General features: G+C 40.4%; 17 protein-coding genes. All 17 read right to left on the bottom strand.

What is annotated here, in order from left to right:
• The coding region (locus ACYPWY_RS13075) for a hypothetical protein (RefSeq protein WP_459685979.1) at positions 1-331 on the bottom strand (331 nt) is incomplete at its 3' end.
• Positions 332-575: 244 nt separating this feature from the next.
• On the bottom strand, positions 576-1043 hold the full coding sequence (locus ACYPWY_RS13070) for a hypothetical protein (RefSeq protein ID WP_459685978.1): 468 nt from the start codon (positions 1041-1043) through the stop codon (positions 576-578).
• On the bottom strand, positions 1040-2395 hold the full coding sequence (locus ACYPWY_RS13065; protein ID WP_459685977.1) for a hypothetical protein: 1356 nt from the start codon (positions 2393-2395) through the stop codon (positions 1040-1042). The genes ACYPWY_RS13070 and ACYPWY_RS13065 overlap by 4 nt, the downstream gene beginning before the upstream one ends.
• Before the next feature lie 73 nt (positions 2396-2468).
• Positions 2469-3218 (bottom strand): hypothetical protein, encoded by a 750-nt coding sequence (locus ACYPWY_RS13060; RefSeq protein ID WP_459685976.1) that lies wholly within the window; start codon positions 3216-3218, stop codon positions 2469-2471.
• A gap of 20 nt (positions 3219-3238) precedes the next feature.
• Positions 3239-3427 (bottom strand): hypothetical protein, encoded by a 189-nt coding sequence (locus ACYPWY_RS13055; RefSeq protein WP_459685975.1) that lies wholly within the window; start codon positions 3425-3427, stop codon positions 3239-3241.
• Positions 3411-3716 carry a hypothetical protein gene (locus tag ACYPWY_RS13050; protein ID WP_459685974.1) on the bottom strand — a complete coding sequence of 102 codons (306 nt, stop codon included), beginning with the start codon at positions 3714-3716 and terminating at the stop codon, positions 3411-3413. Before ACYPWY_RS13050 ends, ACYPWY_RS13055 begins: the two co-directional genes overlap by 17 nt.
• Positions 3717-3907: 191 nt before the next feature.
• Positions 3908-4258, bottom strand: a complete 351-nt coding sequence (locus ACYPWY_RS13045; protein ID WP_459685973.1) for a hypothetical protein — start codon at positions 4256-4258, stop codon at positions 3908-3910.
• Between the two features lie 85 nt (positions 4259-4343).
• Positions 4344-4529 carry a hypothetical protein gene (locus ACYPWY_RS13040; protein ID WP_459685972.1) on the bottom strand — a complete coding sequence of 62 codons (186 nt, stop codon included), beginning with the start codon at positions 4527-4529 and terminating at the stop codon, positions 4344-4346.
• Positions 4526-4738, bottom strand: a complete 213-nt coding sequence (locus tag ACYPWY_RS13035) for a hypothetical protein (protein ID WP_459685971.1) — start codon at positions 4736-4738, stop codon at positions 4526-4528. The genes ACYPWY_RS13040 and ACYPWY_RS13035 overlap by 4 nt, the downstream gene beginning before the upstream one ends.
• Positions 4731-5204, bottom strand: coding sequence for a hypothetical protein (locus ACYPWY_RS13030; protein WP_459685970.1), 474 nt, complete (start codon positions 5202-5204; stop codon positions 4731-4733). Before ACYPWY_RS13030 ends, ACYPWY_RS13035 begins: the two co-directional genes overlap by 8 nt.
• Complete coding sequence (locus tag ACYPWY_RS13025; protein WP_459685969.1) at positions 5201-6586, bottom strand: hypothetical protein; 1386 nt, start codon at positions 6584-6586, stop codon at positions 5201-5203. The genes ACYPWY_RS13030 and ACYPWY_RS13025 overlap by 4 nt, the downstream gene beginning before the upstream one ends.
• 41 nt (positions 6587-6627) lie before the next feature.
• Positions 6628-7086, bottom strand: a complete 459-nt coding sequence (locus ACYPWY_RS13020) for a hypothetical protein (RefSeq protein ID WP_459685968.1) — start codon at positions 7084-7086, stop codon at positions 6628-6630.
• A 7-nt stretch (positions 7087-7093) separates the two neighbouring features.
• Entirely contained in the window at positions 7094-11722 is a 4629-nt protein-coding gene (locus tag ACYPWY_RS13015; protein ID WP_459685967.1) for a hypothetical protein, read from the bottom strand.
• A gap of 3 nt (positions 11723-11725) precedes the next feature.
• On the bottom strand, positions 11726-18229 hold the full coding sequence (locus ACYPWY_RS13010; protein ID WP_459685966.1) for a T9SS type A sorting domain-containing protein: 6504 nt from the start codon (positions 18227-18229) through the stop codon (positions 11726-11728).
• 411 nt (positions 18230-18640) lie between these two features.
• On the bottom strand, positions 18641-23056 hold the full coding sequence (locus ACYPWY_RS13005) for a hypothetical protein (protein WP_459685965.1): 4416 nt from the start codon (positions 23054-23056) through the stop codon (positions 18641-18643).
• A 237-nt stretch (positions 23057-23293) separates the two neighbouring features.
• A complete protein-coding gene (locus tag ACYPWY_RS13000) occupies positions 23294-23698 on the bottom strand; it encodes a hypothetical protein (RefSeq protein ID WP_459685964.1) in 405 nt (134 codons plus the stop codon).
• 12 nt (positions 23699-23710) lie between these two features.
• Positions 23711-26137, bottom strand: coding sequence for a TonB-dependent receptor (locus ACYPWY_RS12995; protein ID WP_459685963.1), 2427 nt, complete (start codon positions 26135-26137; stop codon positions 23711-23713).
• Between the last annotated feature and the right edge of the window lie 139 nt (positions 26138-26276).

The raw sequence follows: 26276 nt of genomic DNA, 5'->3' as shown, positions 1-26276 counted from the left end.
ATTCCGGACAATAATCCGCTACCTTTGGCTTTTCCGGTATCGTCAGACTTTTCCATTCGGTAAATGGCGCCGGATTCTGCCGGTTGCCGTTGCAAATGGCCTGCACCCGCAGCCGGTAGGTTTTCCCAAAATCTATATCAGGGAACTTAACCTGTGCATCATTAATCGAATAAGCAGTATGATAGCCGCTTTCCGGATTTTCTACTTCGACGTTGAATGAGGTATGATTGAGTTCGGCGTTAAGATGATGTACAAACACAGTATTCCCTTGCATTTGAATAGAAAAGCAAACGCTTGCAACTAAAAATACTATGTTTATGAATTTTCTCATTATTTTTTATTGATCAGTACTTTCTTAGTACAGATTTGGAAATCCGCGCTAACTGGGGTTATATTTTCTTTGGGCATATAGATATGTATCTCCATTTTGTTATATTCAAGTTTTTCCACACTTTATATTATACCATCCTTTAAACCATCAGTCAAATTTTGAATATTCTTTTTAATCGCTTGTTTTCAACAAAATATCATCACCTCTTGCTAATACTTCTCTTAACCAAGGTTCATTGTATTTGCTATTCATTTCCAAATTCATTTCCAAGCAACTTAAAATAATCATATCGTGGTAATTTTATTGCTTGCTCCCAATAATCAGGAATTTCACCTTCAAAAAAAGATAGAAAGTATGATTCTATTATTTCATGAAATAATAGAATCTGTGATTTTATTATTTCTTCTTGGTGCATATAATACTCTCCTGCAAGTATTGCTTTCATCTTACTATAATAATATTTTTTTATTTCTATTGATTCATACTCCAATAATTGAGTTATATCTAACCTTTTTTGAGTATCTTTTTTGTCAAAATAGAAACCGCTTCTAACAAAAAAATAATCATCGATATGCATTCCCCAATAAATATATTCATTTTCAAAAGCTATATTACTTTCAGACTCATCGAATAACTTTAACTGATATTCATTGATTATGTCTGAAAATACTTCTTTACTGAATGATGGTAACCAAATAAATCCTCTTGTCATTTGTTGCCTCCTTTCTGTATTAATTTACCTGTAGTTAATCCCTCTTCAAAGCTATATCCGCATGTCGGGTTATTTTTGATGTGATTTTTGATATAATCTAACTCTAACTTATAAAAGCCGTCTTGATTTATTGGATTGGATATTAAATAAATATCATCACCTCTTGTTAATGCTTCTCTAATCCATGGTTCATTATAATTTGTCCATATTTCGTTATTGGACATATTTGGTAAATTCTCATTTAACAAATTAAATCCACCATTATTAGAGGGTTTCCCTTTTTTAGAATACACATTAAAATGTGTATTTCCTTCCGACTCAAGTTCTTTGATGATTTTATTTGTTCCAAGTCCCAAATCTTCTTCACTCCATTTTCCAATAATCGTAGTCGTTTTATTCGGATTGGCCTCAATCACTAAATCAGGTTTCCATGATGGACGGTAAGAAAGTTTTCGTCCAACAGAAACAGTACTAGCCAAACCATCAGCCCCCGCATCACCGGGTTCAATCAGCCTCACTACCCAACCATCCGCATCGTCCTCTATTTTAGCAATTCTGCTCATCCGCGCCGTAATCGCTTCCGCCTCCTTTGCTTCAACAGTTACTTTCTGCCAATTACTATAACTTGCTTTCAATCCGTTAAATGCACCAACAGCCTCCAATGCCCGACCAGTGAAATACGCCGTAATAAGCACATCATAAGCCTGCAACAATAGTTTCCCCTCATCGCTCTTTATCGCTTCGCGCCAACCGGTATCGTCTATCAATATAGTACTGCCTAAAGCCAACTCATCAATTAGCACAAATGCTCCAGCCCAACCGCCTTCGGCCGCCGCAGGCAACGTGATTATCATCGCACCGACTTTCAGTCCAGGTCTTAAATCCCGTTCGTACTTTTCTTCCAAAATACTCCAGAAGGACAGTGCAGGAATAACGATAGCGCTACCACTTTTCTGCACTGTTTCCAAGCCATAGGTCAATGGCGAATCGAAATGCAATACAAGCATGGCATCCGCATCCAAAGTGATGGGGTCTAATACCTTTGTCGTTAACGAGTTATATCTCTCCTTTGTTTTATGAGAACCTGTAATTTTTATCTTTCCATCGGTTCGTTCCAATTTCCATTCAAACCAATCGTTATTGGCGCCGAGTTTCCGGTGTATAAATGACGGTAAATTCGCATCTTTATTTAGAATTTCGTAGGCATCAAAACCGAAAATCTGTTTTTCGGATTTTGAGAAATGGATGGTCGGTTCGGCTTTAAGATGCTGCACAAACACAGTATTCCCTTGCGCTTGAATAGAAAAGCAAACGCTTGCAACTAAAAATACTATGTTTATATATTTTCTCATTATTTTATTGATCAGTACGACTAAATAATTTGTTTTTGATATAACAAACTTGTAGCAAAAGGGGAATGATATATTATAAACAGCATCTTCTTTCAATATTCATTACGATTTCTTTTATTTTCTTTTTATAATCAGTAAGAGTATTTATCAAATAGCCTCCTATATTGTCAATTGTTACATCATACTGATTATAATCTCTCCAATCCGGCAAATGAAATACAATTAAATGTCCATTAATTTCATATTTTGCAGTATTCCAACCTTCTAAATAATTATAAGGAGGTTGTTTCTCTGAATTATATAAAATTCGCATATTGGGGAATGAACTAATTAGTTCATTCTCAAATTCCTGTTGTATTGATATTCTGTTAATATCATATTTAGAACCAAATCTTTTCATCCAGTAATTATCCATTATTTCCACATACTTTGTAGTATCTATCCATGCATCAGAAGACAAGAATGATTTATAATCCAACAATAGTTTGCAAGATTTTTCAAAATAATGGACTGTATTATCAAATGAATAGAAATTGTCATTTGTTTCATAACTGTTATATTTTAGTTGAGACAAAACATTCATATCTATACAATAAAGTTTATTATCATAATCAGCCCATTTACCATTGATAAAATATCGAATTATTAGATAATTATGACCATTTTCTGATATGGATATCTCAATTTTCTTTTTAAATTGAATATTTTCGTAAACAACGACTATTATCCCTGTTTTCATATATTTTATCAAGACATCCCTCTTGTAACAAAAACTGATTAATAAAAAATCAAAATACTTAAATATTAATTCTTCTTTTCCCATTTCTTCTATATGTTTATTTTTTAAGGAAATACGACACTTTTCTCCATTTCATAAAAAACACTACGCCAATTGGATGTCAAGCCTTCACCTGCCAATGAATGCAAATTGCCAATATCGTAAATATTATACCCCTCTTTTACCAGGTTTTCAATCCATGTTTCATTTATTTTTTTAAAATCTGTAACCTCTGAATCAATATCCAACCTCATCAATAAACCGTTTTAATATGTTTAATTGATATAGTACATCGTTTTCTGTTCTATCTGATTTATCAATAACACTTCTATCATATTGCCACAATGGATACTTTGTGTCGTTAATGAATACATCTATCATTATACCTATTTCTTCATTAATTCTTATTTTCAAGCATCCATGTACATAGGTAACATTCCAATAACGAAAGTATGAATGTTCTGTAATCAAAGAAAAATAAGGTAATTTTTCTTTGAAAAAATCCTTTATTATTTCATGTACATTTACCATATCGCTTTCCATAAATCTCCTATTTTTTCAAAATCTTTAGCACCTAAATCAATGAGATATTCGGATTTCTTTCAAATATTCATTTTTATACGATCCATCTGAATAAATTTCAGAAATCGGATATATAAGTTTATTGAATCCTATGTGAACTTGCAATAAATCATTATCTGTATTAGCAAAAAAGAAATTCTTAATCATATAATTTATTTTATCTCAAATAAATATCGTTTGAACATATTCAATACATATTTGATATTTTTCTCACTTGAAGCAGAAATATAATTTAACCATGCATCATATTGTATTAGATCTATTTTCTCTTTATTTATTGTTAATGAATAGTCTAAATATCCCCTTCCACTGCTAATAGAAAACTCTATACCCAATCCATCACAATAACAGAATCCCCAATAGCCACTTTTGTCATGATATTTATTTTGTAATCTAAAACCAATCAATTCATTTGCAAAAAAGGTTTCAATAAAATTCATTGCTTCGATTGGAGCCATTCCATAATTGTTTTCAAATAATCTTCTTACCGCGTCATTTTCCATAAATTATCTTCTACTTTTATTAAATCTTTGTTGCCACCTAATTCAATGAGTAAATTATACTCATCTTTTAAAAAACTACTTTTTTCTAGTCTTGGGTCATGTGAAAAGAAAAATTCTTTTCCATCTTTTTTTGCATTCCCCAATAAATATATTCATTTTCAAAAGCTATATTACTTTCAGACTCATCGAATAACTTTAACTGATATTCATTGATTATGTCTGAAAATACTTCTTTACTGAATGATGGTAACCAAATAAATCCTCTTGTCATTTGTTGCCTCCTTTCTGTATTAATTTACCTGTAGTTAATCCCTCTTCAAAGCTATATCCGCATGTCGGGTTATTTTTGATGTGATTTTTGATATAATCTAACTCTAACTTATAAAAGCCGTCTTGATTTATTGGATTGGATATTAAATAAATATCATCACCTCTTGCTAATGCTTCTCTAATCCAAGGTTCATTGTATTTGCTATTCATTTCCAAATTCATTTCCAAGCAACTTAAAATAATCATATCGTGGTAATTTTATTGCTTGCTCCCAATAATCAGGAATTTCACCTTCAAAAAAAGATAGAAAGTATGATTCTATTATTTCATGAAATAATAGAATCTGTGATTTTATTATTTCATCTAACGATTCATATTGATTAAATCTTTTCACAAATATTTTATTTATTCCATTGAAAAATAAATCTTTCGCTTCTAAATTATACTCTAACAATTGAGTTACATCTAACCTTTTTAGGGTGTCTTCTTTATCAAAATAAAAGCCACTTCTCATATAACAAAAATCATCGATATGCATTCCCCAATAAATATATTCATTTTCAAAAGCTATGCTTGTTGGAGATTCATTATGTACCTTTAAGTTATATTCTCTTATTTCTTTTGCAAATACCTCTTTACAGAAAGAAGGTAGCCACTCACAATGATACGGTCTCATTTTACACCTCCTCCTTTCATTAATTTCCCTGTGGTCAATCCATCATTAAAATTATAGCCATATTTTGAAGCGTTTACTTTCAAATATTCAAGTTCTCTCGAATAAAAGCCCTCTTGATTAATAGGATTAGATATTAAGTATATGTCGTCGCCACGTTCTAATACCTCTTTGAACCATATTTCGTTGTATTCCCTCCAAACGAAATCGTCTATTTCTTTCAGAGTCCATCCTAATGCTTTTTTCTGAGAATATATGTTATCCAAATTCTCATTTAACAAATTGAATCCACCATTATTAGAGGGTTTCCCCTTTTTAGAATACACGTTAAAATGTGTGTTTCCCTCCGATTCAAGTTCTTTGATGATTCTATTTGTACCAAGTCCCAAATCTCCTTCATTCCATTTTCCAATAATCGTAGTCGTTTTATTCGGATTGGCCTCAATCACTAAATCAGGTTTCCATGATGGACGGTAAGAAAGTTTTCGTCCAACAGAAACAGTACTAGCCAAACCATCAGCCCCCGCATCACCTGTTTCAATCAGCCTCACTACCCAACCATCCGCATCGTCCTCTATTTTAGCAATTCTGCTCATCCGCGCCGTAATCGCTTCCGCCTCCTTTGCTTCAACAGTTACTTTCTGCCAATTACTATAACTTGCTTTCAATCCGTTAAATGCACCAACAGCCTCCAATGCCCGACCAGTGAAATACGCCGTAATAAGCACATCATAAGCCTGCAACAATAGTTTCCCCTCATCGCTCTTTATCGCTTCGCGCCAACCGGTATCGTCTATCAATATAGTACTGCCTAAAGCCAACTCATCAATTAGCACAAATGCTCCAGCCCAACCGCCTTCAGCCGCCGCAGGCAACGTGATTATCATCGCACCGACTTTCAGTCCAAGTCGTAAATCCCGTTCGTACTTTTCTTCCAAAATACTCCAGAAGGACAGTGCAGGAATAACGATAGCGCTACCACTTTTCTGCACTGTTTCCAAGCCATAGGTCAATGGCGAATCGAAATGCAATACAAGCATGGCATCCGCATCCAAAATGATGGGGTCTAATACCTTTGTCGTTAACGAGTTATATCTCTCCTTTGTTTTATGAGAACCTGTAATTTTTATCTTTCCATCGGTTCGTTCCAATTTCCATTCAAACCAATCGTTATTGGCGCCGAGTTTCCGGTGTATAAATGACGGTAAATTCGCATCTTTATTTAGAATTTCGTAGGCATCAAAACCGAAAATCTGTTTTTCGGATTTTGAGAAATGGATGGTCGGTTCGGCTTTAAGATGCTGCACAAACACAGTATTCCCTTGCGCTTGAATAGAAAAACAAACGCTTGCAACTAAAAATACTATGTTTATGAATTTTCTCATTTTTTTATTCGCTTATGCAAGTTTTATGCTATTCTTCTTTTTTATTTTGCTCCATACCAATTTGTAGGCACATCTACCCATTCTTCTCCTTTTAAGACAGGTACTAAATAGGCTTGCAATATCTCAACAATGTAATCTAACAATTGGTCTAATTTATCTTCAAAAGTTCCTTCAAAACTATTTAACCACAGGTATTTTATTTTTTGTTTTTGAATGAATAACATATAATCATTAATAAAAAATATGCCATTAGTTGTAGATATATTTTCTACATAAAAAGAAAAACTATCAAGCGTTTTTTCTTTATACATGTATATATATCTTATTGAAAAAACTCTATCAATATTTTTATTCTCATAGGTTATTCTTAAGTCCCCATAATCAGAATATCTATCTGTGTCATTGTAATCTGAGTAAATTCCATATCCATATCCATCTAAAAAATTGAATTTCTCTTTAATGCAACTCTCTACATATTTATACAACTCTAGTTTTTCCATATTTTTTCTATTTGTCAAATACATTTAATCCTTCCATATCATAAAAATGGCTATCGTAAGTTTTGCCAATATCAATAATAGTTCCCTCATTTGATGCTTTTTGAATAAATTGTTGATTGGCTTTATACATCAAAGTACCTTGTGTATTTTTGAGAGCATTAGGGGCATTATAAGGTATCCATACTTGATTGGGATACTCACGTTCCAACATAACCTGCCAATCTTTTTCTATCTCTTTCCACGTGTAACTTTTCCCTTCAATAATGAATGGCATTTTTTGATAAGTTTCATTAAACAATTCAACTTTATATCCTTGCTTTTCCAATACTTTAGCAAAGGGTTCTATTCGATTTTTCATATCTGTACCTATCACAAATATCTTTTTATTGCTTCCTAATTTAATCCTCTCAATCTTTATTCCTGCAATCTCATCACCAACCTTAAATGGGAATAATTTAGCGAATGCCCCCGCATCACCTGTTTCAATCAGCCTCACTACCAAAGCATCCGCATCGTCCTCTATTTTCGCAATTCTGCTCATCCGCGCCGTAATCGCTTCCGCCTCCTTTGCTTCAACAGTTACTTTCTGCCAATTACTATAACTTGCTTTCAATCCGTTAAATGCACCAACAGCCTCCAATGCCCGACCAGTGAAATACGCCGTAATAAGCACATCATAAGCCTGCAACAATAGTTTCCCCTCATCGCTCTTTATCGCTTCGCGCCAACCGGTATCGTCTATCAATATAGTACTGCCTAAAGCCAACTCATCAATTAGCACAAATGCTCCAGCCCAACCGCCTTCAGCCGCCGCAGGCAACGTGATTATCATCGCACCGACTTTCAGTCCAAGTCTTAAATCCCGTTCGTACTTTTCTTCCAAAATACTCCAGAAGGACAGTGCAGGAATAACGATAGCGCTACCACTTTTCTGCACTGTTTCCAAGCCATAGGTCAATGGCGAATCGAAATGCAATACAAGCATGGCATCCGCATCCAAAGTGATGGGGTCTAATACCTTTGTTGTTAACGAGTTATATCTCTCCTTTGTTTTATGAGAACCTGTAATTTTTATCTTTCCATCGGTTCGTTCCAATTTCCATTCAAACCAATCGTTATTGGCGCCGAGTTTCCGGTGTATAAATGACGGTAAATTCGCATCTTTATTTAGAATTTCGAGCCTGCTAAGTTGTTTATCATATATACATTGTGTCAGCCATTTGCTGAAAGCTACCAATGCATCGTCTGCCATATCGTCAACGATGGTTTCTAACAAAGTCCTACCGCCATTCTTTTCTGTTTTCAGGTAGTCGTATAATTCAACTTTTTCTTCAATTGTAGAAGTTAACAGCAAAATCCGGCAAATAGCATTGTCTATATCATAATCGCCACCAACATTAGCTTTCTCATCTTCAATTAATGCATATAGCATTAATTTCTTATCATCCAAACTAAGCTCGGCAACACATTTGGGATAGCTATTGACATAGAGGGCGATAGAACCCGAATTATTTATGATGAAATTTTTATCACAAATACTTCCCTTCAATTTTTCAATGGCGTACTCGGCTAATTCTATACATTCATTATTCTGTTCTTCGGTAAAACCAATTACATTGAAGTCTATTGCCCAGTTTCCATCGCTACTGTCGATAGAATCTTGATAAGAGACCAGTTTTTCGGCAGAATAGTCCTTTATCTGAACATATTTATAAAGCCTGAAACAATCGGAATCTCCATGTCGCCATACGGCCACTTTTCCTGTAACTTTTTCGTTGCTTGTCCAGTCGGATAAATGCTTCCCCGAATTGATGTAATCTCCATCAACCCAATCATATCTAGTACCATCATCTTCAATAATTGCCCAAATATAACGAGAGGCAGGGTTGGTAACTTTTGCTCTGAAATTAATTTTCTTTGTAATCACATGTCCATCAGGAGAAAAGCCAACATATTCGCCTTTATTTAATACTATCTCCCCATCCTCTTCATCCTGCAAAAGCTTCAAAAACAAGCTCTTTGGATTCTGCACCAGTTTCCATTGCTGTTTCCATAGTTCTGTTCCGCCGCTGTAGGACATCAGGTTGGCGTCTGCGCCGAGTGTGTGTGCCAGGTTGAATGCACCGTGCGCCAGTTCATGCGCCACTGTTCCGGCTTCTCGGGTGTCGTAGATAAAGCCGTTTTGGTATTGCTGTGGCATATAGCCATTTACGCCCTCCTTGCCTTGCACATCTCTCACAAAAAACAAGTACAGTGCATCTTTCTCTTCCTGCCCGAACGCCTTGATTATTTTCTTCTGGTCGGCATTATAGACCGCTAGAATCCCACTGCCGCCATGAGTAAAATGTTCATTGGCGTATGAAACGTTCACCGGTTTTTCAGCAATCTTCACGCTCCATTTCGTAACTGCCGGTGCATAAATACGGTTTAATTCTTGCTCAAGTTCCGAAGCATCAGGCAATACTGCGCCATTGACGCTAACCAAATAAACCGTTTTGATTTGCTCGTTGAAACTCAGCAGTTCCAGCTTGCCGACCACGGTTTCTACGCTGTCTTTCAGCGTATAAGCATACAAGGCCTGCTCGTCGCCGTTGGACGTTCCGCGAAGGGTTAGTGATTTTTCGGTTGTGGTAACAGGGATGCCCATTGCTGTCCGGAAAGCAATGCCGCTGCCGGCATCAGTTTCCACTTGGTCTGCTTGGAAGCTTTGCAAACTCTTGAATGGCGGTCTGTAACCGGGTTTCAATTCGGGGTACTCGGACAAGAAAGAGACTTTGCTATCATCGTAGGCATCAAAACCGAAAATCTGTTTTTCTGATTTTGAGAAATGGATGCTTGGTTCGGCTTTCGCTTCCTTTTCTTTGTTATAATTGTCTATCAAGCGCGAATTTCCGCCGGTTTCCTGGTATTCCTTTTCGCCCATTACATTGCCGTCTTTGTCGGCTACATAGCGGTTGCCATCGGGGTCGGTAATTAACGTGCGGTCGGTATCTTCTATAATTTGTTCTTGTTTGTTCCCGTTTTCATCTTCTGTTACAACCACCACATCTCCATCTTCGTTGGTGTAAATTTCGTCTATCGGATTGACAATGACTACCGTATCTTTGATTTCGGTGTTTTTTGTCAGCTCCGAAACAGCATCCGCCAACCCATCCACATACTCTCTCGCAGCATCCACATCCAACAAAAACTGCGGATTATACACACTCTTGGAGTTCATCGAAAGTATCTGGTTATCAGTATTAACCGTTAAATTCCAATAGTCGCAAAGGATTTTTACGTTCCACACTTCCGCCCAAAAAAGGAACCGACCTTTGTAGGCGCCGTCGCCCTGCGGTATAACCGATTTAATTGTGTACCGGCTGCCACCATCGTAGGGGTCGGTGAGTAAATCACCTGTTTTCAGCTCATTACGCAAGGTGTTGCTGGTAATCGGAACAGGCTGTATCTCGCCGCCGCAGTCGCATTCCGGACAATAATCCGCTACCTTTGGCTTTTCCGGTATCGTCAGACTTTTCCATTCGGTAAATGGCGCCGGATTCTGCCGGTTGCCGTTGCAAATGGCCTGCACCCGCAGACGGTAGGTTTTCCCAAAATCTATATCAGGGAACTTAACCTGTGCATCATTAATCGAATAAGCAGTATGATAGCCGCTTTCCGGATTTTCTACTTCGACGTTGAATGAGGTATGATTGAGTTCGGGTGTCCACGAAAAAGACATATCCTGCCCGTCTCGCTTTGCCTCAAAGTTTTGCACGGCATCGCACTGGCACTGATAAGTAAACGTGCGAATCTGGCTATGCCCCTTTTGGTCGAAAGGGATATTGCCAAACGGATCGAAAGCCGTTACCCGCCAGGCATACTGCATCCCCGGCTCCAGCATCAACTGTTCGGGATAAACCACCAAATTTGTGCCCAGTTGCGTAGCGCTGTATTTCACCGGCATCGATTGGGCAATCACATACGGATCGATGCCGGGAATGCGCATTTCCCACAATTCAAAATTATACTGAATGCCTGCCGATTGTATGCCAACATTATTCGGTATCCACGAAAAAGTAACAGGCATACCCATAATAGCGCCCAGTTCGGCTTTTTCTACCGGCATTTTCAAAACAGGCGGTTTCCCGAGTGCAAACCAGGCAGTCGCCATTCCCTGATTGGAAATCAGCCGTCCGGTGGTATGGTGCCGGACTTCCACCACAAAGCGATAAAAGCCTTCGGGCAATTGTCCGGTGTTGCGGTACTGGTTTTTGCTGTACCCCTTAAATTGCAAGTTGTCGATATTAAAATAATCTTTCAGGTCTTCGCCATACAGCATCCGCATTTCGCCCCCACTCAAAAAGATGGGGACAGTAGCGATATTAGGCATCGTTTCGATGCTCACGCCCGTCATGGTTTCCATCTTAATGTGCAGGCGGACAGGTAAATTCATCACGCTCACATCGTTCACTTTGATGTTGACCACCAAACGTTGCGAACCGATACTGCTGTAATCGGACAAGGTTAAGGAATAAGGCGGCGTCAGCTGCGGCTGAACATAGACAGGGTATTGTGATTGAGCAAACACCGTCGGGCTGCTTGTAACAAACAGCAGCAATATTGCAAGAAAACCATGTATTCTATTGTAACTCATAACCTACTCAATAATCATTTTAATTTGCCGACGTTCGTTTCCTGCCGTTACTATCAGCACATACACTCCGGTATTCAATTGTGGCAAATCATAGTCAAGCTTGTATTCTTTCGCACCGGTTACCATTCGCCGATCGACACAAATGCCCGATGTTACTTCAAACAGCGTTAAATTGACATCCGCTTCATCCCGCAGTTCAATATCAACCGTAAAAATGCCCTTCGAAGGGTTGGGGAATTGATTCACCATTTTCAATAAAGCCTCAACCGAACCCCAATTGTCATCCGGGTCGCGTCCTTCGCCTATCATAATTTCTACTTGTTTGACGGCAGGCGAAATACACCCGCCCGAGTAGGCCAGCAGTTCGATATTGTAAATCCCTGTTTTTAAGCAATTCAGGGCAAGAGCGTATGGCAAATCGCGGTATTCTTCCGGCAATTCCAAGCGTTCAAAAACGGAGTGGTCATATTTCCATGTCAAGCTATCCAAGGCCATGTTGGAAATTTCAAGAACTATCAAGGTATCGCCCACAAACGCTTCCGAAGGCAAAAGCAAATCGGCAATCAGAGCATTGTTGCCAATGAAAACCGAAATATCGCCCCATACCGGGCAACCCTCGCTATTGGTTGCTTCCAAAAAATAATGACCTTCTTCGCTCACCCGCAAATAGCGTTCGTCTGATATAATTTCTTTTTCTTCCGTAAACCAGCGGTAAGCCGAATAATTGTGGCCATCTATGACGACAGTATTGCCCGGACACATCCAAATATCTTCCCCTAAATCCACGATTTGATATTCCGGCTCGTTGAGTGTGATGTGTTTTTCGTAAGTGCAGCCATTGCCATCGGTTACCCGCACCCAATAATCTCCCTTAGGCACACTGTCGATATGGGCAATAGTGGCGCCCGTTGACCACAAATAGCTATAATTGCCCGCTCCGCCCAAGCTTTCGGTACGAATATATCCGTCGCTGTAACCAAAACAATGCGGCTCTTTCACATCCGTAAACCGTAAGCGTAACGAATCCGGTTCGTAAATATCGAAATAGTAAATCGAAGAACAGCCGTTTTCATCCAATATCGTTACCGAATGTTGTCCGGCAGCGAAATGGTTAGATAAATCGCCGGTATCGCCATTCGACCAGATAAGCGTGTATGGTGCAAAGGGTGTTGCCGGTTCCACCAGGCTTACACGAGCCGTTCCGTTACTTTCTCCATAACACAACACATTCGTTGTTTCCACTTTCAGAATGCTTGGAATGGTAGAAGGCTGAATTTGTTGTTCCAAATACTGTGTACATCCTTTGGCATCTTCCACATACAAGCGATATACACCGTTTTGCAACAGATTTTCGATAATGGAATCGGCGCCGATTGTTTGACCGTCGGCATTTACCCAACGATAGTTGTACGGACGAGTTCCGCCCTTGAGTTGCACCGCTATTTTCCCATTATCCTCATTACAAGTGGTATGTGTTACTTTTATGGTTTCAAACAATAAGGAATCCGGCTCAGGAACATTTACGGTAACCGTCCTTTGTGCCTGACAATCGTTGCTGTCCTTAAAGAGGAAAGTATGCGATCCGGCAATCAATCCGGCGGCCTCATTGCCTTGCTTCCAAGTATTTACTTCGGTATCCATAAAGAAGTAGGGAGCCGTTCCGCCGGTAATCGTAAATTGCACTTTCCCATCAACGGTGCCTTTACACGTTACGCTATCCACACGGGCAACCACCGCCTGCACATATTCGGGCTCGCTAACGGTTACTTTGAGGCTGTCTATCGTTCCTCTTTTATCCACCAAATAAAATAAATGTTCACCGGTGGTCAATTGGGAATAAATGCTATCGTTATTGAAATAGCTTTGTGTCTGATGCCTGAATTGGTAATCGCCCCAACCGCCTTTAGCTGAAAGTATTACATAAGCATCCTGATTGTCTTTACAAGTTTGATTTTGTTGTTCGCCAATACTGAGCGTCAAAGCCTCTTCCGGTTCTAGAACTTCTATATTTTGCGTTATTGAATTGCCGTAACAATCTAGCGCTTGCAGTTTGTAAATACCTGCGGGCAAATCTGTCAACCAACTGTTTCGTTCATCGTCTGTTGAAGCCAATATTTGTCCGGTAGCGGTGTCAGTCCAGATAAACCGGTTGTTACCGCCTCCGCCTTGCACTTCTACTTGCACCGTACCGTTAGTTCCTCCGGGTTGTGTAACATGATTGACACGAGTTGCCGTAAATATAAATGCCGGATAAGCTTGAATCGTCCATTCGGCAACGCTACGTTTGCCTGCTGCATCCACTCCACTCAAAAACCAGTTGCCGCTTTCGAGATTGGACAGGAAAACAGTATCGTTACGAACCACAAATTGATTATCGGAAGCGGTTGCCAAATAAGTTTTAAGCGTTTGTTGTGGGGATATTAATTCGTATTGAACAAATGTTTCCGAATTTTCAGCCGTCAAAACAGCCGTTCCATTTGCTGCGTTCAGCGAAGTTTCGTGTCCGGTTTCCACAAGGATTAATTGCCCATCGCCGGGGTCGTTCAAATACAGTTGCTGTTCTGCGGAGCAACCTGCTGCATCGGTAACTTTCAGGCTGTAATAGCCTGAAGTGAGGTTGCCAAGCAATGCTGTGTTGTCAGTAATATCTGTCGTAAAATTTTTCTTCCAAAGATAAGTATAGGGCAATACGCCACCCTGAACTTCGGCTTGAATAGAAGCATTGCTTGCTCCGGATAGATTGGGATATGTAACATGCATATCCTTAATACTTAACAGAGCAGTATCCGGCAAAATGGTCTCCAAATCAAAGCGACAGCCGTTGGCATCTATCAAATAAAACAGTTGATTGCCTGTTTCCAAATTCGGCCATTCCACCGTTAGCGCTTGATTCGCTGCGATAGAATCGGTTTTATCCGGGTTGAATAATTTGTAAGGCGCTGTTCCCCCCGACAAACGTATGGATAAACTGCCGCTGTTTCCGCAAGTCGGTAATTGCTTGGCAATGACTTCCGCTTTCAGACTGTCTTGCGGTTCGTTGACGGTAATCGTTTCGCTGTGTGTTGCTCCTCGACTATCGGTAACTGTAATTACATAACTGCCCGGATAGAGGTTGTTGTATTGCCGGATGGCAGAAAATTGCTGTTCGATGCCTCGCTTGTAGCGATAACCGCCCCAGCCACCGGTAGCAGCAACTGTAATGCTTCCCGTCTGCGATTTACACAAGGCATCTTCTACGTTTTTCACGATTAACTGTAAAGCTGTTTCCGGCTCCGAAACCTGCAAAACACCGGTTGTAAACCTGCATCCTTTAGCATCGGTAACAGCAATTTGATAGCTACCCGCACCAACCGAAAAACTCAACGAGCGATTGTTGATGCCTGATAAACTACCAACAACAGCATTCCTCGAATTTAATAATTGAACCGTTTTACTGCCTTCATTGCCTCCGGTTATTTTGAACACGATTTGCCCTTCATTCGTTCCTTTGGCAGCAACGGCAACAATTGTATCAACAGTAACGACCAATACTTGCGGTTCCTTAATGCTAACAGGATAAGGAAGTTTGGATCGGCATCCGTTTGTATCAAATACATCTATCTGGTAACTTCCGGCAAACAGATTTTCAAATACGCCGGTAGTGTTGCTTTCGTTGTATCCGGCGTTATTGTGTAACGTATAAGTTTGTACGGAATGGGCGCTTGTTGTGGAGGCTGTAACGGTTATTTGTCCGTTATTTTCGCCAAAACAAGCCACATCGCGCAGCGTAACACCGCTGACAAACGGATTGGTGTAGGGCTTAATAATCAACAATTCGCTTGAAGTAGAACAATTGTTGGCATCGGTAACCGTAATGCGATAGGTTGCTGCCGGCAGGTCGTTGAAAATAACTGTATTTCCTGCATCCAAGGTTTGCGTTTGCAAAATGGGATTTCCCAAGCCTGCAACAGATAAATCATACTTATAGGGAGCAACTCCGCCCGATGCTTGCGCTTTAAGAATGCCGTTGGGCAACTCACAACTTGTGTGAACGGTATCTGAAACCGTTAGTTGCAATTGCGTTGGTTGAGCAATCGTTGCTTGTGTACTTGTTGCTGAACAATTTCTACTGTCATTTACCGTAAATGTATAATTATTGGCAGACAAATTGCGGATGGTAATGAGCGTATCGTTTGCGGTAATATCGTATGTAACCGTGCCGATTAATGAGGTGAGTGCGTAAGGATAGGTTCCGCCCGAAACGCGATAACGCAACAATCCGGTTTCCGCCCCGTAACAAAGCACAGAGGCTATACTATCCAAGGTAATAGTCAGTGGCAGCGGCTGATTGATGGTGATAGCAACCGAATGAGCGCCGTTGTTCGCATCCTTTACATAAAATGTATAATCGCCTGCGGGCAAATTATCAAAAATTGTATTGGCTCCCCAAGAGAAATTGTCTTGACTGTATTCATAACCGCCCCAACCGTCAACAGCCTCTATGGTTACCTGTGCATCGCTTTCGTTGTAGCAGGAAACCGGACGGGTCAAGGTCGCGGATAGTTGTAAAACTGCGTTGGGTTCAAAAACCTGCACATCGGTGGTCGTTTCACATCCTTGTGCATCGACTACTTTAACGGTATATATTTTTCCGGCAGAACTACCCACTAATCCTGTAAATGAATAAGTTGATGCTGTTGTTTGCGATTGCAGGGATGCATTTATATCTTTCTCATAAAGCGACACAGTATAATTACCACTGTTTCCACCGGATACACTGCCGTTAATAACTCCGGTTGCGCTGCCTTTGTTGCCGACAGGGATGCTATTGGCAGTAATTTCAATCGGAGCTTTATCGGGAATAACAAAGTTAAGCGGTAATTCACACGAAACGCCATTGTTGGTATCGTAAATCATGCAATACTGTTCTCCCTTTTCCAATCCTGAAATACGAACAACATTCCCTGTTATTTCAACCTGGCTACTTAACGTGGGTTTCCCGGGAACAGATAAAGCGCCTGTTATGTTTTTGAGCGTAAAAATAACTACGCCATCATCTCCTCCCGGACAAGTAGGCGAAATAACTTGCGAAGAAATAGTATCAACAGATAGCGGCGCGGGAGGTATTGTTACTTGTTTATAAACCACACAACCGCAATCGTCTTTTACATAAACAGTTGTATCACCACTATAAAAACCGGTTAAGGTATTGGAATTACCAAAATCAATATCGGTTGGTTTTTTGCCGTACTTGTAAGGAGCCAAGCCATTGGATACGGATAAGGTAACTTGTCCATCCGGAATGCATCCCGAAGATGGGGCTACCAGGCCGGAAGGCGTAACAATAATTGCCGGAGGCTGATTAATTGTGATATTCTGCGAAGAAGTATTGCCGTAAGCATCGGAAATTGTAATTGTATGCTCGCCTGTCGATAAACCGGATGGGGTGGTGGTTTCAACAATATTGCCATCCACTTTGTAGGTATACTTACTAATACCGCCCACAATATCCGACAAGGTAATCCCTCCTGTGGTATTATCGGTAGCGCCATTTACCAAATTGGTTGTGTTACATTTTGGTGCGATGGGTGTAGCTGTAAAACTTATGGGGGCTGGTTGATTGAGCGTTATCGTAGAATAATAAGCATGGCAGCCCGAAGCATTATCCACCGAAACATTCGTATATTCTCCGGCAGGCAAATCAATAGTAACCGTTCCACTATAGTAAGTAATACCGCTCACTTCGGTAGATGAATCCAAAACGCCTTGAGCGCTATATGTTCCAGCATTCAAGGTTACAGTTTGGTCTCTACTATTCAATACAGAAAATGATACTTGTCCCGTACCGCCATTTTCGGGCACTTTATAACCGCTGACTGCTTGGGGGTAAATTGGACTTTTCAATTCAAAAGCAGGGATTGAGGGAATAGTAAAATTGGCAGACGTAGGGCAAGGTGTTCCTCCACCCAGCTTATACTCAATGGTCAAGCTATAATTGCCCGGCTCCAAATTAGTAGGAACACAATAGTAGGTAGTTCCACTAATTATTTGTTTCTGACAATCCAGTACGTTCGGGTTACTACCATTACTCCATTCATTAACCCCGCTAACGGTAAGAGTGTAATTAATATTGTCTTTAGTTGGAATTTTAATAACGGTATTGTCTCCGGTGCAAGTCGGTGGTTCTACAATGACGGTTTTACCGGCAGGAAATTCAAATTGGGGTAAAAAATACAAACCTTTAGTTGATGTAGAAGTTGAGTATTGACCATCCAATAATGGCGCTCTGGTGCGAAAATACATTTTTTTGTGAGGGTCTAATCCAGGTTTGTTTAAAAAATCAGCATACGATAAAATCATATACGGTATTTCATCGGAAGAAGAAGCCACATTTACCCATGTAGCGTTTTCATTTTTACATTGAATGTTATATGATGCACCACCCCAAAAAGAATGATTTTCAAGATCTAATTTTATGTCGGAAGAATTAGAACAAGCATAATCAGTTGCCGAGTTAGTGAAATTCACATCTTTTAGTATAATAGGGCCAAAAAATGACAACACACACTCCCCATCATCGGAATAAGGACTACATATTAAGTCAAATTCATAATCGTCGTTTGCTTTAATATAATTAATACTGGTAGATCCACACTCCCCATCACGAGCGAAAATGCGGAAAGATTTTGGTACTTCATAAAGATTATTATAAGAATAAGATGATTGAGTCTGTTCAAGTGGATAAACCAAAGTGTTATTGTTTGCTGTCTTTACTTCCAGAATGGGTTTCAAATAATAATTGCCAGGATAAGAAAATTTAACTGATACGAGAAACCTATTTTCCTCACTAACCTGCTGTCCATACCCCTTCACCCAACAAGCAGCCAGCAACAAACAAACTATTATTTTTCCTATATTATTTTTCATCATCGTTTATTTTTACGGCGTTACCGGATTGTACATTATCATTGCCGTTGTTGATGTAATCTCATCTTTTCCCGGCAGCACATAGCTGACTTTTACCGGATAGTTTCCTTGATGAACCACCGGTGGGAAATCCGTATTCATCAAATCAATCTCTTGTTGGGTGGCTTGTCCCCGAAGCGCCCGTTGAGCAATCTCTTTTTTTACGGCAAAGAAATCACGCGAACACCAATACGGCAAAGCGTAACGGAAAATACCTTGATCGGCTCCGAACCCCGAGACAATGCCGCTCTGTATCTCATCATCGCTTACTAATTTCTCGGGATGTTGAGTAACTATTTCTACTTTGCTTGCCGGAACTGTAATTTGATTTTGCGATTGATACATGTTCCTGTAAAATGTTTGCGTGTACCAATTCGTACTATTGACTTCTGCCTCAAAGCGTATCAACGGTAAGGTATCGCGAACGCCCAAAATTTCGTAGGCATCAAAAAATTCCGCCTGCTTCAAATTCGTTTTAATGTGGTGCACAAAAGGCTCTACGTAATCCCGCCAACCTTCTTCCTTTTTATTAAATGCTTGAATTTTATCGGTAAATTTATCGTATTGGCTGCTGCGGAAATGCAAGCTATAAATCGTTTTTTCGCTGAGTTGAGTGAGCGTTTCGGTAGCTTGTTGCCGGCTGACGGTAATGTCGGGATTGTCTGCAACAGCCGTTTCAACCGTTGTGATATTGCTTTTTATATCGGCATTAGCGGCTTGTGGAATATTGAGGATTGACAGGGTGTAGATTTTATTTTTATCCCATGCAATTTGATCCAATCCAAAATCAATCTCCATCCGAATGTCGTTTCCTGTATTGCTTGTTGTATAAGTAAACGGCTTCTCAACCGGTTTTCCGTTACCGTCGCCGATGCGGATTTTCTGGTCAAAACCCTCCGGTTTTTCGGTGGAGAATAAATAGCTATAGTTTTGAGTAACTAAAATATAGCCTCTATTGTGTTCCTGACTGTAAAAGTTGTATTGCTTATCCATCGGGTAGCTGTATTTCACATGTTCCGGCAAAATTTCTTTTGGCCGGTCGCCGGTATGAAAAGCGGTAGTTTTGCTTTCAAATACCGGTTTGCCATCGTCGCCTTTCACATACACCCACTGGTTGTTAATCAGTTTTTGGAAGCTGACTTTGGCTATCATTTCCACGTCTTTCCGGCTTTCCAGCGGTTCGTTTGGCGTCAACACATAAACGGTGTTATCGCTGCTGAATTTACTGTGTCCGGTAATAGCGATGCCTGTATCCTTATATTTCGCCACACATTCTTCCAACGTTACTTTGTAGATTCCTTTGCTGCCCTCTTCGTTGATGGTTATATTTTCCTCAATGGGCATATTAAATATCACTTGCGGGGCAGCAAAAACATTCACATCGCTCGCTCCTTTGGCAGGCATTAATTGAGCAATCACTTCTTCATCAAAAGGTGAATCGCTTTTGATGATACATTTTTCGCCTATTTCAAAATCAAAATTGCAATTTCCTTTGATTAAGCCTCCCATAACCCGAAATTTTCCACCAACAGCTCCGGCAAAATAGATTGGATTGGGACCGGCTCCTTTTAATAGTGTACCCACCGATAAATCCAAAATACTGAAATTTCGACGTCGCCCAAAGACTCTGGCACGAATACCTATAGCTGCTTCTACATACGCCCAGGCCTGTGCTTGTGCATACCAACCGTTGATGCCCGGTGTACCGGAATAATTGGCACAGGTGATACCGTTCAAATCGGTAAGCATAAATTCAGCGCCTAGTCCAACTCCCAAATGGGCATAAAACATGGCCAAAGAAGCATCAAATTGCGTCTCAAATGCTGCGCCAAAAGCAATACCTTTGCCTGAAGTAAGTTTGCCGTTATCATTGCGGGTTAAGCTTGCTTGTTTATCGGCGCTTAAATTCCGTAATACTCTTTCCGGCGGCCTGGGTAATTCGGGAATCCCGTCGCCCAACATAAAATAACCGCTCAATTTAGCCAAGCCCAATGCTTCGATGCCTAAACGGTCGGAAGGTGTACCCAAATAAGCATGCCAACTATCGGGCGAAAAATAGGCCGATGCCATGCCCAACTTATTATTCGGCCCAATTCCACGGATGATTCCGGCATCGAGATAAGTACCCATATCTGCCGAGAATATTTTGTTGATATTGTCGTATTCTATCAATAAAGAGGCGGTAAGGAATCCACTATTTTTATTTTCCGGTAGTTTGTCTCTTATATCGGCTTTCGTTACTTTCCCTGTTTGGGAAACATCCATATTGTCCGATAGTTTTCCCCATTTACTGACATTGTCCATAAAACTCGCATCGCCTCGAAACTGTGCAAAGTTGAGCCCGCCGGATTTATTGAACTGCATCTCCAGTCCAACTTTGGCATTGAACAAAGACGATGAGGCTACCATTGCAAACTTGGTATTTGCCATAAATCCCATTCCTACATTCTCATCAGGCAGATAGCTGATACCCGATAGCGATTTGCCAAAATCCAAATCGGCGGTTTCGGTAAGGGAAGCCGGGTTTTTGGAGGATTGTTGCATGTGCCGGTACAGACCGCCGCCAAAACCGTAGAAATTCAGTACAGGAGGAACCAGAATACCTGCCGGAGGCGCTAATTCAAAAAACGCATCCGTCAGGAAATATTTGTTATTGTCCTTTTCCCCAAATACACCTATGGCATCAAAATCGAATTTATTCAGCACCGACAATCGAACATCACCTCGAAAACCGTTGCCATAAACAAGATCGCTATTTTTAAACCAAACGCCGCCCGCGATACTGAATGCGCTGGAATAATAGGCGACATTTACCCTGTCCACAAATACTTCTTTGAACTTCCAATTTTGATAATCGCCATACAATTGGATGCTTGTGATTCCGCTGAACATATCGCCCACCGCCACGCCGGTACTAAATGTCAATCCGCTGCCTCTGTCATTTTTAAAGGATTTGATGTCGGAAATGGACAATTCAAATCCGCCCAATTTGGGGGTACGCAGATTGCCGGTTACACCAATATATCCAATTTCCAAATAAGGACTTTCCCTGCTGATAATCAGGTTCTCAAAGTCAATATCAGGAACGGAAAATGTTTTAATACTGTCTTTTCCCAAGGGAGCATTGACCGTCAATTTCCCCGATGCGTTGATAGTTGGATAAACACCCTGATTCTTAAATGCAATGTCAATGGTGGAAAGTCCGTTTAAAGTCAGCGTGCTGCACAAAACCGGAAAATCATATTTTCCGGCAATGCCTGCTTTTACTTCGTATCTTTCCTCTTGAGGATTAAACGAAGCGATATAAGGTAGCAGCGAATTTTTGCCCAAGGGTGGGATATTGAGTTTTCCACCAAACCCAAAAGAAACCAAATTGCCTCGTAAAAAACCGATGGCTATATCGGAAAGCGAAATATCCCATTGTTCGGGATTGATATTTTCGCCAGGGATAATATCTTTGGCCAACAGATTGCCCGAAAAACCGTTTTCATCAAACAATACCTGCTGCATTGCCAGAATAATTCGTTCATCGCTCACATCCGGTCTTTTGAATACGCCGGGCAACCCAACGGATGCTTCCGTTACAGCCATTCCTTTCCACAGCCGACGAATTTCTTCGGATGCCGGGCTAAAATAGTTTTCGGGAAAACGAGTCATGGGAGAGGTTTCCGTATCACTTTGGTCTAAAATGGCTCCTTTCAAGGTAAAAATCACATCATCTAAACCTTTGAAAGTAAATAATTGATTGATATTGAGCGACACCAAATAGTCGTCGAAGCTTTTGAATTGAGCATCGAAAGCCACGGATAAAGGCCTTCCGGTCGGTTGACCTTGCGGATTGACAGGTATGATTTTATCGGAAGTTACCATCCACAGCATTCGGGCATCAAAGGACTTGATTCCTTCACAATCAAATTCTACGCTAGTTCCTTCTCGGATAATTAAGCTGGATTGTTTGCCTATTTTTCGCTGAACGGGGGCGATGAGAGTTAATGCACCCTTGGTTTCAAGCCCTTTGATTCCGGTTAATACCGCATTACCTTCAAAAGCAACGATTTGTCCACTTTCCTTTAACCGGAAAGCGCAGGTAGCATAAATTTTTTGTTTGTGTATCTTGTTATCGTATTCTATTTCTTGTATAATCAACTCGTAGTCGCCTTTTTTAATTCCGACCGGCAGAGTCAATTCTTCCTTCGTAAATAAATCGGACAAGGATTGAACGTAATTACCCGTTTTCTGTACGGCATCCATTACCACCATCGCCGATTCTATTTTCTTTTGATTGTCTATCAGAAGTTGCTCTATCTTAGTCAAGTCTATTTCATCCTGAGCTATTGAAGGGATAGCGCCAAGAAAAAGTACAGCAAACAACAATAGTATTTTCTTCATATTTATTCAATCTTTTTTAACTTATTTTTTAAATACAAAGATAATTTTTAAATCTAATAACCGGAGTTTCTGTTTAAGAAAAATAGCAAAAAAAAAAATCAAACAGCCCTCATACAATCGTTCTGTTGTCGGCGAATACGCGATTTTTAAGAAGAGAACACAATGAGTGGAAAGCACAATCCTAAAAAATTACGCTTAATGGATTTTGTGATTCAAGAAAATATAGTAATTTTGAACTTAAGTCATTTGCGGACATTTCTGACCTGAATGACGACAAAAACGTCCTTTGAATTGCGTTACCAAATCATTAACCTGTAAGGTTTGATTGAATGTATATTGCAAGTAATTATCCAAACCGTTGTGCCACATTACATTATCTTCAATCAATTCATTCCTTGTGCTATAATCCAAGTTTTTAAGTGCATCGCTTTCTATAGATACTACTCCATAAGTAATCATTGCAACAGGAATGGCAATTCCCCATATCTCTTTCCCTTTGAGAGCAAATTTTTGATGGATGATTCGCGGTATGGAATCCGAACTAATCCGGTAAGTGTTGGTAGTTTGCGCCTGCAACGAGGCAACGTTTCCGAAGAACGGATAAAATAATAATATACAAATGATGATATTTTTTGGATTCATAATGATTGTAGATTAGAATTTATAGTTATACCCTATTCGCACCACTTGTGTTTCATAATAATCGTGGAGTGTATAACTAAATGTATCTCCTTGAATCTCTTTGCGGATAACCATCGTATTCAACAAGTCCGTAGCGCTTAAAATCAACTCTCCCTTGTCTTTCTGAATGGTTTTCTTCAAGCCCAAATCTAAAGAAAACCGCGATTTAATTTTTCCTTGAGGGATGATGTCGGGAGCCAGCCAGACGGCTGATACCTGCATTTCAAATTGAGCGCCCGGACGAAACAGATTATTCAACTTTACGTTGCCGGAATACATATTTTGCCGGTCGGCTGAAAAAGTATGCTGAATCGGATACTTGTTTTCCACCGTGAAGGCGTTAATCCGGTTGTAGTAGATATTACCGTTCAGATTGGCGGTGTAGAATTTTGAAAAATCCTGTGTCAGTATCGCTTCAAATCCGCTGTTGTAACTTCTCCCTGCGTTCTGAAATATGGCGTATATTAAATCATTGCCGGAAACGGCGGTCGAAATGCGGGTAATCGTTCCGTCCGTGATTTTGTGGTAGAGCGCTCCATACCAGTTGCCGGTGTTCCAGGAGGTCTTAAATCCAAGTTCGGCGGAATGAGTAAATTGCGGGTGCAAAGCCGGATTGCCTACCTTGACGATTTCCGCATCGTCATATTTGGGGAAAATACGGATATCCACTTCGTTCGGGCGGTCAACTCTCCGATTATAAAAAAAGCTGATTTTATTCCGTTCATTGAACTTGTATGCCAAACGAACAGTCGGGAAAGGTTCGATATAATTGTAGCCGTCGCTTTTGTAGGTCGGATGATTCGGGTTTACTTCGTATTTCAGATTCACATATTCGACACGCAAACCGAGTTCTGCTTCCCAGTGTTGACTTTCATATACGTAATTTCCATACAGGGAAGGGATAAGTTCCTTGTAAGTGGCTTTTCCTCCGGCGGCAACATCAAAGGCGGTTGTGTCTTTGTCGGCATGGAACTGCATATCGGTGGGTATATCTCTTTTGCGGAATTTGACGCCCGTTTCCAACCGTCCGTTTTTCAGCGGTTTTATGTAATCAACATTGAAATCCATTACCTGCTCGTCCGAAATGAGTTTATACCAGTCATACCCTTTGGCAACGGTCAGTATATTGTCGAAAAAATATTTTTCATCTTCACGGTGGAAAGTGTAGTTGAAGCCCACATTCAGCAAATGTCCCGCTTCCTTGAATTTATGCCGGTAGGCGGCAGTAGCCATGACGGTCGTTTTCAATTCGTCTTCGATAAATTTCCACAAACGACGGCGTTGCGTAAGGTCGCTGTTAAAAAAAGGCTGGTCGCCGTAGTCAAGCAGTTTCTCACTGCCGTATAATCCCGATACGGCAAGAACGTTGTTTGGGTCAATATCCCAGTCAACACCCGTTTTCAGGGTAGTAAAATGCGTGTCGCGGTTTCGCTGGAGCTGGCTGCGCACAATGTTTCCGTCCGAATAGGTACGTGTAATATATTCATTCTTATTCAGCGTTTCGGTATATAAATAATCGCCCTGAAAAAAGAGATTGACCTTTTCTTTCCGATAATTGACCGACAGAGAGGGATTGACTTTGGGCGTTCCGGCGTATTGTGGGCGAATATCGGGCAGATTTTTCTTTCGCTCCCACAAAGCGCCCATTCCGGTGGATATGCCCGCTTTCCCGTTAAAGCCTTCGCGGTCGGTTTTCTTGTAGATAATGTTGATGATTCCGGCGCTGCCGTTGGAGTCGTATTTGGATGAAGGATTATTAATGATTTCAATACGGTCGATTGCCGATGCGGGAATATTGTCCAATCCTTTCTGGTCGCCGAACCCGGTAATGGCGGTTTGTTTTCCGTCCATCAGAATTGTTATTTTATCATTGCCGCGCAATTCGATTTTTCCGTCCTGAACGGTAATGCCCGGAAGATTCTGCATGGCTTGCAAAACAGACCCTCCGCTTTGGCTGACGTTGTTTTCGAGGGAGTAGGCTTTCTTGTCCAATTTTCCGCTTACCTCCGATTGCCGTGCCGTAACCACGATTTCAGACAGCAGGTGTTGATTTTCTTTCAGCTCAATAGTATTCAAGTCCAAATAGTTGGAGAGGTTGCCGAGATATACCGGAACCCGGTGTGCGAGGTATCCCATACATGATACTTCCAGCGTATAATTCCCCGATTTGATACCGGCAAGCGAGAAACGCCCTTCTTCGTTTGTAATTGTTCCGAGCACAAAAAGACTGTCCTTTTCGGTCTTGACTATTACGTTGGCAAACGGAACGGCTGTTTTGTCGGATTCGCTTTTTACAATCCCCGACAGCGTTACCTGAGCCTGTGCGCTCAATGCCGCAACACACAACCCAATGGTAACAAACCCGCAGAGCCTTTTTCTTTGTTTATTGAAACAATTCATATTTTTTGATTTTTAAGTAAGTGTTCATAATTAGTTTGTATAAAATATTTAGTTTGTCTTTCCGTTCTAGTATGGTATATACAATTAGGAATGGGAAAGATAAAGAAACTGGAATTAACAGTTGCCCAGCGAGGGCAAC

This window comes from Viscerimonas tarda (assembly GCF_054601255.1).
This window is presented reverse-complemented; position numbering and strand designations above follow the sequence as displayed.

What these genes read in the sequence shown, in the direction of transcription:
- ACYPWY_RS13015 (WP_459685967.1), bottom strand. Translation starts at nt 11,722, where the DNA reads ATGAGTTACAATAGAATACATGGTTTTCTTGCAATATTGCTGCTGTTT.
- ACYPWY_RS13065 (WP_459685977.1), bottom strand. Translation starts at nt 2,395, where the DNA reads ATGAGAAAATATATAAACATAGTATTTTTAGTTGCAAGCGTTTGCTTT.
- ACYPWY_RS13070 (WP_459685978.1), bottom strand. Translation starts at nt 1,043, where the DNA reads ATGACAAGAGGATTTATTTGGTTACCATCATTCAGTAAAGAAGTATTT.
- ACYPWY_RS13055 (WP_459685975.1), bottom strand. Translation starts at nt 3,427, where the DNA reads ATGAGGTTGGATATTGATTCAGAGGTTACAGATTTTAAAAAAATAAAT.
- ACYPWY_RS13060 (WP_459685976.1), bottom strand. Translation starts at nt 3,218, where the DNA reads ATGGGAAAAGAAGAATTAATATTTAAGTATTTTGATTTTTTATTAATC.
- ACYPWY_RS12995 (WP_459685963.1), bottom strand. Translation starts at nt 26,137, where the DNA reads ATGAATTGTTTCAATAAACAAAGAAAAAGGCTCTGCGGGTTTGTTACC.
- ACYPWY_RS13030 (WP_459685970.1), bottom strand. Translation starts at nt 5,204, where the DNA reads ATGAGACCGTATCATTGTGAGTGGCTACCTTCTTTCTGTAAAGAGGTA.
- ACYPWY_RS13020 (WP_459685968.1), bottom strand. Translation starts at nt 7,086, where the DNA reads ATGGAAAAACTAGAGTTGTATAAATATGTAGAGAGTTGCATTAAAGAG.
- ACYPWY_RS13035 (WP_459685971.1), bottom strand. Translation starts at nt 4,738, where the DNA reads ATGAATAGCAAATACAATGAACCTTGGATTAGAGAAGCATTAGCAAGA.
- ACYPWY_RS13045 (WP_459685973.1), bottom strand. Translation starts at nt 4,258, where the DNA reads ATGGAAAATGACGCGGTAAGAAGATTATTTGAAAACAATTATGGAATG.
- ACYPWY_RS13025 (WP_459685969.1), bottom strand. Translation starts at nt 6,586, where the DNA reads ATGAGAAAATTCATAAACATAGTATTTTTAGTTGCAAGCGTTTGTTTT.
- ACYPWY_RS13040 (WP_459685972.1), bottom strand. Translation starts at nt 4,529, where the DNA reads ATGACAAGAGGATTTATTTGGTTACCATCATTCAGTAAAGAAGTATTT.
- ACYPWY_RS13000 (WP_459685964.1), bottom strand. Translation starts at nt 23,698, where the DNA reads ATGAATCCAAAAAATATCATCATTTGTATATTATTATTTTATCCGTTC.
- ACYPWY_RS13005 (WP_459685965.1), bottom strand. Translation starts at nt 23,056, where the DNA reads ATGAAGAAAATACTATTGTTGTTTGCTGTACTTTTTCTTGGCGCTATC.
- ACYPWY_RS13050 (WP_459685974.1), bottom strand. Translation starts at nt 3,716, where the DNA reads ATGGAAAGCGATATGGTAAATGTACATGAAATAATAAAGGATTTTTTC.